The sequence below is a fragment of the Variovorax gossypii genome (genome assembly GCF_003965815.1).
Classification (GTDB): Bacteria; Pseudomonadota; Gammaproteobacteria; order Burkholderiales; family Burkholderiaceae_C; genus Variovorax; species Variovorax gossypii.
Genome location: NZ_RXOE01000007.1, coordinates 1 through 14,268, shown reverse-complemented (window position 1 = coordinate 14,268; position 14,268 = coordinate 1). Strand labels below are relative to the sequence as shown.

Below are 14,268 nucleotides of genomic sequence, written 5' to 3'. Positions count from 1 at the left end.
CGCGGGCCTTTTTCTCGTTGTTTCGTCTCGTTTCTTCTTTCTGTCAGTCGGCAGGCTTGAGCTTGAACAGGCTCGTGACCTCTGCGTCGAGCACCATCAGCTCGCGCTGGTTGAAGAGCCGCCAGCGCCAGCGCAGGATGCCGAGCGTCGGGCGCTTCTCGGAGCGGCGCACCTCGATCACGTCCGCCACCAGCCGCAGCGCGTCGCCCGGCCTTACCGGGTTGGGCCAGCGCACGTGCTCCAGTCCCGGCGATGCGAAGGATTCGGAACCGGCGAGCGCAGCCCCAACCACCAGCTTCATCGCGATGGAGCAGGTATGCCAGCCGCTCGCGATGAGACCGCCGAAAGGGCTGTCGGCGGCCGCTTCCGCATCGGTGTGGAACCACTGCGGGTCGTAGGCCCGCGCGAACTGCACGAGCTCGGCCTCCGTGAGCACATAGGGCCCGGCCTCGATGACCTGGCCCGCGTGGAAGTCGGCGAACTTCATTCGCCGCAGCTCAGTACGTTTCGAGGTGCAGGCGGCCTTCGCGCTTCAGCGCGGCGCCCACCGTGTCCCAGTCGAGCCCCGCATCTTTGGCCACGTCGCGCAGCGCGAGCACCACGCCCTCTTCCATGCTCTTCAGGCCGCACACGTAGAAATGGCTGGCGCCGTCCTTGAGCAGCGCGGCCAGGTCGGCGGCGCGCTCGCGCATCAGGTCCTGCACGTAGCGCTTGGGTTGCCCCGGCGTGCGCGAGAACGCGAGGTTGATGTCGATGAAGTCCTTGGGCAGCGACTGCAGCGGGCCGAAGTACGGCAGCTCCTGCTGCGTGCGCGCACCGAAGAACAGCATCAGCTTGCCGCCCTCGAACTTGCCGCTCTTGCGCAGGCGGCGGCGCCACTCGGTCATGGCGCGCATGGGGGCGCTGCCGGTGCCGGTGCAGATCATCACGATGTGCGAGCGGGGATGGTTCGGCATCAGGAACGAGGAGCCGAAGGGCCCCACCACCTGCACCGTGTCGCCCACCTTCAGGTCGCACACGTAGTTGGAGCACACGCCGCGCACCGGCTCGCCCTCGTGGTCCTCGGTCACGCGCTTCACGGTGAGCGAGACGTTGTTGTAGCCGGGCCGCTCGCCGTTGCGCGGGCTGGCCACCGAATACTGGCGCGCATGGTGGCGCTTGCCGATGGCGTCGACGCCCGGCGGCACGATACCGATCGACTGGCCTTCGAGCACCGGGAACGGCACCACGCCGAAGTCGAGCACGATGTGGTGCGTCTCGCTGTCGAAGCCGGCCTCGGTGCAGTTGAAGTTGCCCACCACGGTGGCGATGGTCGGCGTCTTCGGCGGAAAGAGGTTGGTGTAGGCGTGCGCCGCCGACCAGGGCGGCACGGTGGCGCCGTACTGCGCGGAGTTGAAGGCCGGCTCCAGCGATTCGACCGCCGCCTGGGCCTGTGCCTGCGTCTGCGCGGGCACCGCGGCTTCAGGGTCGCCCGCCACGTCCGCCGAAACGCCGGCCGCCTCGAGCTCTTCAGGCGAAAGCTCCGCCGGCAGCGATTCCCACGTGAACTGCTCCTCGATGGAATACGCACGCACCAACGGCATGGTTCGCCAGTTGTCGATGGAGCCCGTCGGGCACGGCGAGATGCAGGCCATGCAGCCGTTGCAGATGTCGGCGCGCACGACATAGTTGTTGTCGTCGTGCGTGATCGCGTTGACGGGGCAGGTGGCCTCGCAGGTGTTGCAGCGGATACAGATCTCGGGGTCGATCAGGTGCTGCTTGATGATCCCGGCTTCGACGGCCATGTCCATGTTGTTCTCCTAGAGCCCTCCCCCGCTGGGGGAGGGTTGGGTGGGGGCACGCGGCGCTTGTCGTGGTCACGCTGCTTGCCCCCATCCCAGCCTTCCCCCAGAGGGGGAAGGAGCAATACCCAAATACCAATCAACCGAAGCGCACGTACTCGAAATCGACCGGCTGCCGGTTGATGCCCATCACCGGCGGCGAGATCCAGCCCGCGAACTTGCCCGGCTCCACCACGCGGCCCATCAACGATGCCACGAAAGCGAAGTCTTCGGCACTGGGCAACCACTCGTCGCGCTTGGCGGCCCATTCCATGTCGTTCACCACGCGGCCTTCCGGCGACATCTTGATGCCGGCGAGCGCGCCGATCTGGCGGTTGAAGGCCTTGTGCGGCACCACCAGGCGGGTCGGGATGCCGGCCTTTTCCAGCACCTTGTTCCAGCGGCCCACGCCGGCCACCGAGTCCTTGATGAAGTCGTCGCGCAGCACTTCGTTGAGCGCGTTGAGCATCGGCACGTCCTTCTCGACGAGCTGGCCGTCCTTCACCTCGAGCACCTTGTAGGTCTGGCCCTTGAGCACGTGGTCGTCGGTGCGCTTGCCTTCCTCGTAGCGGCCCTTCAGGCCCGAGCTGTAGAAGATGGCGGCGTTGCTCGACTGGTCGGCGCCGAACAGGTCGATGGTCACGCTGTAGTGGAAGTTCAGGTAGCGCTGGATGGTGCCCAGGTCGATGCAGCCGGCCGCGCGCACCTTCTGCGGGTCGTCGGTCTTCAGCTCGTTCATGACCTGCGCGGTGCGCGCAATGACGCGCGACACGCCGCTCTCGCCCACGAACATGTGGTGGGCTTCCTCGGTCAGCATGAACTTCGTGGTGCGCGCCAGCGGATCGAAGGCGCTCTCGGCCAGCGCCGACAGCTGGAACTTGCCGTCGCGGTCGGTGAAGTACGTGAACATGAAGAACGCGAGCCAGTCGGGCGTGCGTTCGTTGAAGGCGCCCAGGATGCGCGGATTGTTCTCGTCGCCCGAGGTGCGCTGCAGCAGGGCCTCGGCTTCCTCGCGGCCGTCGCGGCCGAAGTGCTTGTGCAGCAGGTAGACCATGGCCCACAGGTGGCGGCCCTCTTCCACGTTGATCTGGAACAGGTTGCGCAGGTCGTACATGCTGGGCGCGGTCAGGCCCAGGTGGCGCTGCTGCTCCACCGACGCGGGCTCGGTGTCGCCCTGCGTCACGATGATGCGGCGCAGGTTGGCGCGGTGCTCGCCGGGCACGTCCTGCCAGGCCTTCTCGCCCTTGTGGTCGCCGAAGTGGATCTCGCGGTTGGCGTCGCCCGGGTTCAGGAAGATGCCCCAGCGGTAGTCGCGCATCTTCACGTGGCCGAACTGGGCCCAGCCCTGCGGGTCGACGCTCACGGCCGTGCGCAGGTACACCTCGTGGTTGGTCGAGCCCTCGGGGCCCACGTCGTCCCACCAGTTGATGAAGTTCGGCTGCCAGCCCTCGAGCGCGCGCTGCAGCGTGCGGTCTTCGCCGAGGTTGACGTTGTTGGGGATCTTCTCGCTGTAGTTGATCGTGCTCATCGTTGTTCCTTGGGTTGTGCGGACTGCCAGTTCAAACGCGGTTCAGGTCGAAGCCAGCCTTCTGGCCGGTGCCGTAGACCTTCAGCGCGCCCTTCTCGCCGACGGCGTTGGGGCGGTTGAAGATCCAGTTCTGCCAGGCCGAGAGGCGGCCGAAGATGCGGGTGACCATGTTCTCCTTGCTCGCGAAGCGCAGGTTGGCTTCCAGGCCGGTGAGCGAGTCGGGCGACATCGCGGCGCGCTCCTCGATGGCGATGCGGATCTCGTCGTCCCAGTCGATGTCGTCGGGCGCGGCGGTCACCAGGCCCAGCTTCAGCGCCTCGTCGGCGTCGAGCGCCTTGCCGGCGGCGGCGCGCGCGGCTTCCAGCGGCGCGGCCTCTTCATAGAAGCGGCGTTGCAGGCGGCTCTGGTCGTTCACCATCGGGAAGAAGCCGAAGTTGAATTCGTCCAGCGTGAGCTTGGGCGCACGCGCGGCGTCGTCGGGCAGTGCGAGCATGTAGGTGCGGTCGGCCGCGAAGGCCAGCTCGGCCAGCGTGCCGGCGAAGCACGAGCCGGCGTCCACCAGCGCGAACAGGCTGCGCGAAGAAACATCGAGGCGAGCCAGCGTGCGACGCAGCGCGCCGATGGTTTCGCGCACCAGCCAGTGGTCCTTGTTGGCGAGCATCACCGCGTCCGAGGCGAGCACGGCGGCGGCGTCGCCCTCGGTCTTGAGCAGCCAGGTGCCGACGTCGAGCTCGTTGGTGCGCAGGTTGAGGATGGCGTCGTCGAGCTCGCGGCACATCGCGAGCGGCCACCATGCGGCGCCCGCCGCCTCGATGGCGGCGATGTCGGCCGGCTGCGCGCCGGTGGGTGCCTTCACGGTGATGGTGGCGGTGCGCTTGCTGCGGTCGATCTGCACATCGACGTTCGCATACGAAATGCCGTCGGCGCTGTCGGTGCGCTCGATGCGCGTCAGCGACACGCCCTTGCCGTTGGCGGGGCGGTCGCTGCCGGCGGCGAGCTGCGAGGCGCGTTCCTGCACGGCGGCGGCGAACTGCGCGGGCTTGGCCACGGCGTCGACCAGGCGCCATTCGACCGCGCGCTGTCCGCGCACGCCTTCGACGCTGGTGCAGAAGATGTCGGCGAGGTCATGGCGCACGTGGCGCTTGTCGGTCACGCGGGTCAGGCCGCCGGTGCCGGGCAGCACGCCCAGCAGGGGCACTTCGGGCAGCGACACGGCGGAGGAGCGGTCGTCCACCAGCAGGATCTCGTCGCAGGCCAGCGCCAGCTCGTAGCCGCCGCCCGCGCAGGCACCGTTCACGGCCGCGAGGAACTTCAGGCCCGAGTGCTTCGAGGAGTCTTCGATGCCGTTGCGCGTCTCGTTGGTGAACTTGCAGAAGTTGACCTTCCAGGCATGGGTGGAGACGCCCAGCATGAAGATGTTGGCGCCCGAGCAGAAGATGCGGTCCTTGCCGCTGGTGACGATCACGGTGCGCACCTCGGGGTGCTCGAAGCGCACGCGGTTGAGCGCGTCGTTGAGCTCCACGTCCACGCCCAGGTCGTAGCTGTTGAGCTTGAGCTTGTAGCCGGGGCGGATGCCGCCGTCTTCCGCGATGTCGAGCACGAGGCGCGCGATGGCGCCGTCGAAGCTCAACGACCAGTGGCGGTACTGGCCGGGTTCGGTGCGGTAGTCGACGCGCTGGGGCGCCTGGAGCGTGGTGGTGTCGGTCATGCGGAAGTCTCCTGTGGGGCAGTGTTCGGAAACCGTGAACAGGAAAGATAATGCACTTTCTTGCTCCGATGACATGCATCATGCTGCATGCAAACAGGCAAGTCAATGCCTGCTGCACTTTTTTTCAGATTTCAGCCCGATTCAGGCTCCCGGAGACTTTTCCAGGAACACCGCGGAACCGGCTTTGCCGCGCCGCTGGTGTTGCCCCCGGAAGGGGGTTGGCGTAGCGACACGAAGTGCGCGAAGCCTGGGGGTGAGCTAAGCGAGCCCCATGGACTGCCGGGCGACCGCCCGGAGTGCCTGGAAGCTCTGCGACAGGGTCTTGCCGCTGGTGTCCACCGACAGGTCGGCCTTCGAATAGAAGGCGGCGCGGCCATTCAGGATGCGGCGCAGGTCTTCCATCGCTTCCTTGCTGGCGGCCATCGGGCGGGTGTCGCCCTGGGCGGCCACGCGGCCCATGTGCTCCTCGGGGGCGGCCTGCAGCCACACGGTGGTGCAGTGCGCGAGCAGCTCGTTGAAGGTGGCCGGGTCGGAGACGATGCCGCCGGGCGTGGCGATCACCACCTCGCTGTAGATCTGCACCGCCTCTTCCAGCGCGCGGCGCTCGTAGCGGCGGTAGGCGTTGGTTCCGTACAGGTCGTGGATCTCGCGCACGCTGCAGCCAGCGAGCTTCTCGATCTCGCGGCTCAGCTCGATGAAGGGAATCTCCAGGTCCTCGGCCAGCATCTGGCCCAGCGTCGACTTGCCCGCGCCGCGCAGCCCAACGAGCGCGATGCGCCGGTGCCGCGCCGGGTCGACCGAGGCGGTGCCCAGCAGTTCGCCGATCGCCACGCGCACGCGGCGCAGGTCGGCTTCGCTGCGGTTCTCGAGCAGTTCGCGGATCAGCAGCCACTCGGGCGAACTGGTGGTCACGTCGCCCACCAACTCGGCCAGCGAGCAGTGCAGCGCGCCGGCCACCTGCTGCAGCACCAGGATCGACGCGTTGCCGATGCCATATTCGAGATTGGCGAGGTGGCGCTCCGACACGTCGGCCGCGATGGCCACGGCCTTTCGCGTGAGGCCGCGCTGCGCACGCAGGTTGCGTACGCGGTCGCCCAGCGCCGCGAGCAGCGGATTCTTCGCCTCCCCGGCGGGCGCAGCACCGTTGCCGCCATTGCCGCCTTCCAGCGCGGCGGCCAGCGCCGCGTCTACATGCTCATTCATGCAATTCCTCGTTCTTCGCCGGGATTGTGCTCGCTCAGGGTAAACACCATAGATGCACTATATTGCTTGACACTCATTGTCTCGATGCTTATTGTTCGGCTACACGCAAGATACTGCACATACAGTGATCCTGCAAGGTAGTTCCAAAGTTCGAGGCCCCACGATGTCCGACAGCAGCAGCACTCCCGCCTCCGGCAAGGAAGCATTCCACCAGCTGATCGCCGGCCTGACCGCCGAAATTGCCGGCAAGCCGCTCGACGGCGAGCTCGACCGGTGGCTCAACGCCAACCACGGCGCCGGCAGCGCCAGCTTCGATCGGCTGCGCCAGGCCTGCATCGGCGGCGTCGCCGAAGGCTGGCTCTGCGAGCGCGAAGGCGGCGGCATCAAGTACGGCCGCGTCTTCAAGGCCGAGGACGCGCTGCACCGCTTCTCGGTCGACGTGGTCGACATGCAGGACATCGCCGGCCCGCACCACACGCATCCCAACGGCGAGATCGACCTGATCATGCCGCTCGACGGCGCAGCCGCCACCTTCGACGGACGGCCCGCGGGCTGGTGCGTCTACGGCCCCGGCACCGCGCATCGCCCGACCGTGGCCAGTGGCCGCGCGCTCGTCCTTTACCTACTGCCCGAGGGGCAGATCAAGTTCACCGTATGAAGCACTCCCCCAGGCTTGCCCACTTCGTGTGGCCGCCAACCCCCTCGCCGGGGGCAACACCAGCGGCCCGGCAAAGCCGGTTCCGCGGTGTTCCCCGAATCTGCCCACGTTGAGACCCATCGAATGACCGAGCTTCTTTCCAACTACGTCGCCGGCCGCTGGCAAAGCGGAACGGGCGCCGGCACGCCCCTGTTCGACCCGGTGCTCGGCACCGAGCTCGCGCGCGTCGATGCCACCGGCCTCGACCTCCCCGCCGCCTTCGCCTTCGCACGCGAACAGGGCGGCAATGCGCTGCGCGCCCTCACCTACCGCCAGCGTGCGGGGCTGCTCGCCGCCGTCGTGAAGGTGCTGCAGGCCAACCGCGACGCCTACTACGAGATCGCCACCGCGAACTCGGGCACGGTGAAGAACGACTCGGCCGTGGACATCGACGGCGCGATCTTCACGCTCGGCCAGTACGCCAAGTGGGGCGACGCGCTCGGCGACGTGCGCGCGCTGCGCGACGGCGACGCGGCGAAGCTCGGCAAGGAGCCGGTGTTCCAGTCGCAGCACCTGCAGGTGCCGACGCAGGGCGTGGCGCTCTTCATCAACGCCTTCAATTTCCCCTCGTGGGGCCTGTGGGAGAAGGCCGCACCCGCGCTGCTGTCGGGCGTGCCGGTCATCGTGAAGCCTGCCACGGCCACCGCCTGGCTCACGCAGCGCATGGTGAAGGACGTGGTCGATGCGGGCGTGCTGCCCGCCGGCGCGCTCTCCATCGTCTGCGGCAGCTCGGCCGGTTTGATGGATGCGCTGCAGCCCTTCGACGTGGCCTCGTTCACCGGCTCGGCCGAGACGGCGGCGGTGATCCGCTCGCACCCGGCCGTGGCCCAGCGCTCGGTGCGCGTGAACATCGAGGCCGACAGCCTCAACAGCGCCCTGCTGCTGCCCGGCGCCGCGCCCGGCAGCGATGCCTTCAACCTGCTCGTGCGCGAAGTGGTGCGCGAGATGACGGTGAAGTCGGGCCAGAAGTGCACCGCCATCCGTCGCGTCCTGGTTCCCGCTAAGCTGTACGACGCGGCGGCCGAGGCCATCGGCGCGAAGCTCGCTGGCATCAGCGTCGGCAATCCGCGCAACGAGAGCGTGCGCATGGGTTCGCTGGTGAGCCGCGCGCAACTGGACTCGGTGCGCGAGGGGCTGGACGCGCTGGCCGCGCTGGACGCGCTGGCCGCGCAGACTACCGTGCTGCACGACGGCCGCGACAAGCCCCTGGTCGACGCCGACCCGGCCGTGGCCGCCTGCATCGCCCCCGTGCTGCTGGGCGCGCGCGACGCCGACGCCGCGCAGCGCGTGCACGACGTCGAAGTGTTCGGCCCCGTCGCCACGCTGCTGCCATACCGCGACCTCGCACACGGCATCGCGCTCGCCCACCGCGGCCAGGGCTCGCTCGTCACCTCTCTGTATGGAAGCGACGACGCGGCGCTGGCGCAGGCCGCGCTCGCCGTAGCGCCGAGCCACGGCCGCGTGCACGTCATCACGCCCGAGGTGGCGCAGGCCCACACCGGCCACGGCAACGTGATGCCGATGTCGCTGCACGGCGGCCCCGGCCGCGCGGGCGGCGGCGCCGAGCTGGGCGGACTGCGCGCGCTCGATTTCTATCACCGCCGCGCGGCGGTGCAGGCAAGCCCCGGCGTCCTCGCCGCGCTCGGCCTCTAGAAGAAGAAACACGGCCGAAGGAGACAAGACCATGACACTGCCCCCACGATTCAACTTCGCCGGACATCTGTTCGACCTCAACCGCGAGCGCGCCGCGCGCCCCGCCTACATCGACGACCGCGGCACGCTGAGCTACGGCCAGCTCGAAGACCGCTCGCGCCGGCTGGCCGCTGCCCTGCAGGCGGCCGGCATCCGGCGCGAGGAGCGCGTGCTGCTGCTGATGCTCGACGGCAACGACTGGCCCGTGAGCTTCCTGGGCTGCCTCTATGCCGGCGTGGTGCCGGTAGCGGTCAACACCCTGCTCACGTCCGACGACTACGCCTACATGCTCGACCACAGCCGCGCTCAGGCCGCGCTGGTCTCGGGCGCGCTGCTGCCCACGCTGCAGGAGGCGATGTCGCGCGGCGGGCACGAGGTGCGCGCGCTGTTCGTGTCGCAGCCCACCGGGGCGCTACCCGAGGGTGCGCAGGAGTTCGACGCAGCGCTCGCCGCCGCAGAGCCGCTGGCGGCCCCGGTGACGACCGCATCCGACGACCCGGGCTTCTGGCTGTATTCGTCCGGCTCCACCGGCAAGCCCAAGGGCACGGTCCACACGCACGCCAACCTGTGGTGGACGGCCGAGCTCTACGGCAAGCCGGTGCTCGCGCTGACCGAGGACGACGTCTGCTTCTCGGCCGCCAAGATGTACTTCGCCTACGGCCTGGGCAATGCGCTGACCTTCCCGCTCTCGGTGGGCGCCACCGTGGTGCTGATGGCCGAGCGCCCCACGCCCGACGCCACCTTCCGGCGCTGGGTCGGAGATACGGGCCCCCAAGGCGCTTCGCGCCTGCCCCCCGAGGGGGCTGCATCGGCTTGGGGCGGCCCGGCGCCGATGCGGCCCACCGTGTTCTTCGGCGCCCCCACCGGCTTCGCCGGCATGCTCGCCTCGCCGAAGCTGCCGGCACGCGAAGCGGTGGCGCTGCGCATGTGCTCCTCGGCCGGCGAGGCGCTGCCGGGCGAGATCGCGCAGCGCTTCAAGCAGCACTTCGGCTGCGAGATCATCGACGGCATCGGCTCCACGGAGATGCTGCACATCTTCATCTCCAACCGCCCCGGCGACGTGCGCTACGGCACCACCGGCCGGCCGGTGGAAGGCTACGAGGTCGAGCTGCGCGGCGAGGACGGCCGCCCCGTGCCCGACGGCGAGGTGGGCGACCTCTACATCCGCGGCCCCAGCTCGGCGCTGATGTACTGGAGCAACCGCGAGAAGTCGCGCGAGACCTTCCAGGGCGGCTGGACCAAGAGCGGCGACAAGTACACCCGCGACGCCGACGGCTACTACACCTACGCCGGGCGCAGCGACGACATGCTCAAGGTCAGCGGCATCTACGTCTCGCCCTTCGAGGTCGAGGCCACGCTGATGCAGCACCCCGCCGTGCTCGAGGCGGCGGTGATCGGCAAGGAAGACGCCGACGGCCTGACCAAGACCAAGGCCTTCGTGGTGCTGAAGGACGGCAGCGCGGCCACCGAGGAAGAGCTGAAGGCCTTCGTGAAGGAACGCCTGGCGCCGTACAAGTACCCGCGCTTCCTGGAATTCGTGGGCGAGCTGCCGAAGACCGCCACGGGCAAGATCCAGCGCTTCCGCCTGCGCGAGAAGGAAAAGCAGGCATGAGCGCGCCCGCGTTCGCCACCATTGGTTGGCGCGGCCGCGAGGTGCGCATCGAGTGCCAATGGATCGCGCCCGAGCGCGGCGACGCGCCGCTCGTCGTGTTCCTGCACGAGGGCCTGGGCTCCGTCGCGATGTGGAAGGACTTCCCCGCGCGGCTGTGCGAAGCCGCCGGCGTGCGCGGCCTCGTGTTCTCGCGCCCGGGCTACGGCCGCTCGACGCCGCGTGCCGAGGACGAGATCTGGGACGTCGACTTCATGCACCGCCAGGCGCACGAAGTGCTGCCCGCCCTGTTCTCAGCACTCGGGCTCGGCCACGAGAAGCCCTGGCTCTTCGGCCACAGCGACGGCGGCTCGATCTCGCTGCTGTACGCCTCGCGCTTTCCGGACAAGGTGGCCGGCCTCGTCGTGCTGGCGCCGCACATCTTCGTGGAGGACGTGACCGTCGCGAACATCGAGAACGCGCGCACCGCCTACCTCGGCACCGACCTGCCGCAGAAGCTGGGCCGCTACCACGACAGCGCCGACTCGGCCTTCTGGGGCTGGAACCGCATCTGGCTGCACCCGCCATTTCGCGACTGGAACATCGAGAAAGAACTCGACGCCATCCGCTGCCCCGTGCTCGCCGTGCAGGGCATCGACGACGAGTACGGCACCCTCGCGCAGATCCGCGGCATCGCCGCGCGCGTCAGTGGTTGCGAGCTGCTCGAAATCCCTGAATGCGGGCATTCCCCGCATCGCGATCAGCCGGATCGTGTCATCGTCGCGGCCACTTCCTTCATCACCAAAAACCGGAGAGAGACATCATGACCATTCGCACCGCCTCGACCATCCGCCTGGCCCTCACGGCCATCGCATTCGCCTCGCTGGCGACGGCCGCTGCAGCCCAGGGCACCGGCAAGCTCAAGGTCGGCCTGATGCTGCCCTACAGCGGCACCTACACCGCACTGGGCGTGGCCATCGAGAACGGCTTCAAGCTCTACGTCGACGAACAGGGCGGCAAGCTCGCCGGCCGCGAGATCGAGTACTTCAAGGTCGACGACGAGTCCGACCCCGCCAAGGCCACCGACAACGTCAACAAGCTCATCAAGCGCGACAACGTCGACGTGATCGTCGGCACCGTGCACTCCGGCGTGGCGATGGCCATGGCCAAGGCCGCCAAGGAAAGCGGCACCGTGCTGATCGTGCCCAACGCCGGCGCCGACGCCGTCACGGGCCCGATGTGCGCGCCCAACATCTTCCGCAGCTCGTTCAGCAACTGGCAGCCGGCCTACGCCATGGGTGAAGTGGCGGCCAAGCAGCAGGGCAAGAAGAAGGCCATGACCATCACCTGGAAGTACGCGGCGGGCGACGAGTCGGTCAACGGTTTCAAGGAAGGCTTCGAGAAGAACGGCGGCAAGGTCGACAAGCAGCTCACCCTGCCCTTCCCCAACGTGGAGTTCCAGGCGCTGCTGACCGAGATCGCGGCGGCCAAGCCCGATGCGGTGTACGCCTTCTTCGCGGGCGGCGGCGCAGTGAAGTTCGTCAAGGACTACCAGGCCGCCGGCCTGAACAAGACCATTCCGCTGTACGGCCCCGGCTTCCTGACCGACGGCACGCTCGACGCGCAGGGCGAGTCGGCCCAGGGCATGCTCACCACGCTGCACTACGCCGACGGCCTGAACACCTCGCGCGACAACGCCTTCCGCGTGGCCTACGCCAAGTCGTTCAAGCTGCAGCCCGACGTGTATGCGGTGCAGGGCTACGACGCCGCCCAGATGCTGGGCGTGGGCCTGAACGCCACCAAGGGCGACATCTCGAAGAAGGCCGAGTTCGCGGCCGCCGTCGAGAAGGCCAAGATCGACAGCCCGCGCGGCACCTTCACCGTGAGCAAGGCCCACAACCCGGTGCAGGACATCTACCTGCGCAAGGTGGAGGGCAAGGAGAACAAGCTGGTGAGCACCGCCATCAAGGGCTTGGCCGACCCCGCTCGCGGTTGCCGGATGTAAGGCACCAACCTCCTTTCAACAAACAACGCCAGCCGCGAGCCCGCAGGGCTCGTTTCGCGAGACGCCGCGGAACCGGCTTTGCCGGGCCGCAGGCGTCGCCCCCTGCAAGGGGGTTGGCGAAGCGACACGAAGTGCGCGCAGCCTGGGGGTTAGGAAAAATCTTGGATTTCGGAACCTTCCTGGTCCAGTGTCTGAACTCGGTTCAGTACGGACTCCTGCTCTTCCTCGTGGCCTCGGGGCTGACGCTGATCTTCGGGATCATGGGCGTCATCAACCTCGCCCACGGGAGCTTCTACATGATCGGCGCGTACATGGCGTTCTCGCTCGCGCCTGTCTTCGGCGATCAGTTTTTGCTGATGCTGGTGGCCGGCGTGGTGCTGGCGGCCGTCTTCGGCTACCTGCTCGAATGGGCCTTCTTCAGCTACCTCTACCAGCGTGACCATCTGCAGCAGGTGCTCATGACCTACGGCCTGATCCTGGTGTTCGAGGAGCTGCGTTCCATCCTCGTGGGCAACGATGTGCACGGCGTGAAGGTGCCCGCGTGGCTCGACGGCAGCTTCGCGCTGGGCAGCGTCATGAGCTATCCGTGGTACCGGCTCTTCGCCTCGGCCGCCTGCATCGTGCTGGCGGTGGGGCTGTACTGGGTGGTCAACCGCACGCGGCTGGGCATGATGATCCGCGCCGGCGCGAGCAACCGCGACATGGTGCGCGGCCTCGGCATCGACGTGAAGCGGCTCTACCGCATCGTGTTCGCCGCGGGCGTGGCGCTCGCAGCGCTGGCCGGCATGATCGCCGCGCCGATGTCCTCGGTGTATCCCAACATGGGCGCGAGCGTTCTCATCATCTGCTTCGTGCTGGTGGTGATCGGCGGCATCGGCTCCATCACCGGCGCGCTGGTGGCCTCGCTGCTGGTGGGCTTCGTCGACACCTTCGGCAAGGTGTTCTTCGCCGACTTGAGCGGCATCGGCATCTACCTGCTGATGGCCATCGTGCTGATCTGGAAGCCCGAGGGGCTGATGGGGAGGCGGCCATGACAGCCATGAAGAAGGGAGCGTTCCTCCTGCCCGTGGCCTGCGCGGTCGCCATCGGCGTCGCCGGCCCGTTCATGGGCAACTACGCATCGGACTTCATCGTGAAGGTGATGATCCTGTCGATCTTCGCGCTGAGCCTGGAGCTGCTGGTGGGCATGACCGGCCTCGTGAGCCTGGGCCACGCGGCGTTCTACGGCATCGGTGCCTACGTCACCGTGCTGGCCTCGGGCAACGAGGGCGGCAACTTCGCGCTGCTGCTGCCGGCGGCCATGGGCGCGGCCGGGCTCTACGCACTCTTCGTCGGCGCGCTGAGCCTGCGCACGCGCGGCGTGTACTTCATCATGGTGACGCTGGCCTTCGCGCAGATGGCCTTCTTCGTGTTCCACGACACCAAGGTGGGCGGCGGCAGCGACGGCATCTACATGTACGTGCGGCCCGCCATCGGCGCGCTCGACATGGAGAACCGCACGGTGCTGTTCTACGTGGTGCTGGGCTCGTTGGTGTTCACCTACGCGCTGCTGGCGCTCATCCGGCGCTCGCGCTTCGGCGCGGCGCTGGCCGGCATCCGCGTGAACGAGCAGCGCATGCGCGCCGCCGGCTTCGCGGTGTACGGCTACAAGCTCGCGGCCTTCGTGCTGGCGGGCGCGCTGGCCGGGCTCGCGGGCTTCCTGCTGGCCTCGCGCGACGGCGTGGTCAACCCGGAGCTGATGGCCTGGCACAACTCGGGCGAGGTGCTTCTGATGGTGATCCTCGGCGGCCTCGGCCATCTGCGCGGCGCGGTCATCGGCGCGGTGGCGTTCACGCTGCTGAAGGAGATCTTCTCCACGCATGCCGTGATGGGCCCGCTGGCCGACCACTGGCAGCTGACGCTGGGCCTCACGATCATCGTGTTCGTGGCGCTGCTGCCCAAGGGCCTGATCGGTCTCGTCCAACGCCTGTCGCCGAAGGGGGCTGCATGACTTGCACGATGACTTCCTCCCTCCCCCGCTGGGGGAG

Annotated in this window: 12 protein-coding genes; 7 read left to right on the top strand and 5 right to left on the bottom strand. The window is 68.2% G+C overall.

Translation table 11 applies throughout. From position 1 onward, the window contains the following. Positions 1-43 precede the first annotated feature (43 nt). The 5 genes from EJP69_RS22280 to EJP69_RS22260 form a co-directional block, all read right to left on the bottom strand. A complete protein-coding gene (locus EJP69_RS22280) occupies positions 44-487 on the bottom strand; it encodes a MaoC family dehydratase (RefSeq protein WP_093300457.1) in 444 nt (147 codons plus the stop codon). Positions 488-497: 10 nt separating this feature from the next. Further along, positions 498-1,790, bottom strand: coding sequence for a benzoyl-CoA 2,3-epoxidase subunit BoxA (boxA, locus tag EJP69_RS22275; protein ID WP_126472536.1), 1,293 nt, complete (start codon positions 1,788-1,790; stop codon positions 498-500). A gap of 130 nt (positions 1,791-1,920) precedes the next feature. Further along, on the bottom strand, positions 1,921-3,348 hold the full coding sequence (boxB, locus tag EJP69_RS22270; protein ID WP_093195708.1) for a benzoyl-CoA 2,3-epoxidase subunit BoxB: 1,428 nt from the start codon (positions 3,346-3,348) through the stop codon (positions 1,921-1,923). A 31-nt stretch (positions 3,349-3,379) separates the two neighbouring features. Next, complete coding sequence (boxC, locus tag EJP69_RS22265; protein ID WP_126472535.1) at positions 3,380-5,056, bottom strand: 2,3-epoxybenzoyl-CoA dihydrolase; 1,677 nt, start codon at positions 5,054-5,056, stop codon at positions 3,380-3,382. A gap of 258 nt (positions 5,057-5,314) precedes the next feature. Further along, positions 5,315-6,259: a helix-turn-helix transcriptional regulator gene (locus tag EJP69_RS22260; RefSeq protein WP_125952426.1), complete on the bottom strand. Its 945-nt coding sequence runs from the start codon at positions 6,257-6,259 to the stop codon at positions 5,315-5,317. Positions 6,260-6,422: 163 nt separating this feature from the next. On the opposite strand from EJP69_RS22260, the gene EJP69_RS22255 reads away from it, so the two are divergent. The 7 genes from EJP69_RS22255 (at position 6,423) to EJP69_RS22220 (ending at position 14,231) form a co-directional block, all read left to right on the top strand. Beyond that, positions 6,423-6,917, top strand: a complete 495-nt coding sequence (locus EJP69_RS22255) for a 4-hydroxylaminobenzoate lyase (RefSeq protein ID WP_126472534.1) — start codon at positions 6,423-6,425, stop codon at positions 6,915-6,917. 123 nt (positions 6,918-7,040) lie between these two features. Next, positions 7,041-8,609 (top strand): 3,4-dehydroadipyl-CoA semialdehyde dehydrogenase, encoded by a 1,569-nt coding sequence (locus EJP69_RS22250; protein ID WP_126472533.1) that lies wholly within the window; start codon positions 7,041-7,043, stop codon positions 8,607-8,609. Positions 8,610-8,640: 31 nt separating this feature from the next. Then, entirely contained in the window at positions 8,641-10,260 is a 1,620-nt protein-coding gene (locus EJP69_RS22245; RefSeq protein WP_126472532.1) for a benzoate-CoA ligase family protein, read from the top strand. Then, a complete protein-coding gene (locus EJP69_RS22240; protein WP_126472531.1) occupies positions 10,257-11,063 on the top strand; it encodes an alpha/beta fold hydrolase in 807 nt (268 codons plus the stop codon). Before EJP69_RS22245 ends, EJP69_RS22240 begins: the two co-directional genes overlap by 4 nt. Then, positions 11,060-12,241 carry an ABC transporter substrate-binding protein gene (locus EJP69_RS22235; RefSeq protein ID WP_126472530.1) on the top strand — a complete coding sequence of 394 codons (1,182 nt, stop codon included), beginning with the start codon at positions 11,060-11,062 and terminating at the stop codon, positions 12,239-12,241. Before EJP69_RS22240 ends, EJP69_RS22235 begins: the two co-directional genes overlap by 4 nt. Before the next feature lie 161 nt (positions 12,242-12,402). Next, positions 12,403-13,275, top strand: a complete 873-nt coding sequence (locus EJP69_RS22225) for a branched-chain amino acid ABC transporter permease (RefSeq protein WP_093195716.1) — start codon at positions 12,403-12,405, stop codon at positions 13,273-13,275. Beyond that, positions 13,272-14,231 carry a branched-chain amino acid ABC transporter permease gene (locus EJP69_RS22220; RefSeq protein ID WP_093195717.1) on the top strand — a complete coding sequence of 320 codons (960 nt, stop codon included), beginning with the start codon at positions 13,272-13,274 and terminating at the stop codon, positions 14,229-14,231. The genes EJP69_RS22225 and EJP69_RS22220 overlap by 4 nt, the downstream gene beginning before the upstream one ends. The last annotated feature ends 37 nt before the right edge of the window (positions 14,232-14,268 follow it).

What these genes read in the sequence shown, in the direction of transcription:
- boxB (WP_093195708.1), bottom strand. Translation starts at nt 3,348, where the DNA reads ATGAGCACGATCAACTACAGCGAGAAGATCCCCAACAACGTCAACCTC.
- EJP69_RS22245 (WP_126472532.1), top strand. Translation starts at nt 8,641, where the DNA reads ATGACACTGCCCCCACGATTCAACTTCGCCGGACATCTGTTCGACCTC.
- EJP69_RS22240 (WP_126472531.1), top strand. Translation starts at nt 10,257, where the DNA reads ATGAGCGCGCCCGCGTTCGCCACCATTGGTTGGCGCGGCCGCGAGGTG.
- EJP69_RS22280 (WP_093300457.1), bottom strand. Translation starts at nt 487, where the DNA reads ATGAAGTTCGCCGACTTCCACGCGGGCCAGGTCATCGAGGCCGGGCCC.
- boxC (WP_126472535.1), bottom strand. Translation starts at nt 5,056, where the DNA reads ATGACCGACACCACCACGCTCCAGGCGCCCCAGCGCGTCGACTACCGC.
- EJP69_RS22255 (WP_126472534.1), top strand. Translation starts at nt 6,423, where the DNA reads ATGTCCGACAGCAGCAGCACTCCCGCCTCCGGCAAGGAAGCATTCCAC.
- boxA (WP_126472536.1), bottom strand. Translation starts at nt 1,790, where the DNA reads ATGGACATGGCCGTCGAAGCCGGGATCATCAAGCAGCACCTGATCGAC.
- EJP69_RS22260 (WP_125952426.1), bottom strand. Translation starts at nt 6,259, where the DNA reads ATGAATGAGCATGTAGACGCGGCGCTGGCCGCCGCGCTGGAAGGCGGC.
- EJP69_RS22235 (WP_126472530.1), top strand. Translation starts at nt 11,060, where the DNA reads ATGACCATTCGCACCGCCTCGACCATCCGCCTGGCCCTCACGGCCATC.
- EJP69_RS22220 (WP_093195717.1), top strand. Translation starts at nt 13,272, where the DNA reads ATGACAGCCATGAAGAAGGGAGCGTTCCTCCTGCCCGTGGCCTGCGCG.
- EJP69_RS22250 (WP_126472533.1), top strand. Translation starts at nt 7,041, where the DNA reads ATGACCGAGCTTCTTTCCAACTACGTCGCCGGCCGCTGGCAAAGCGGA.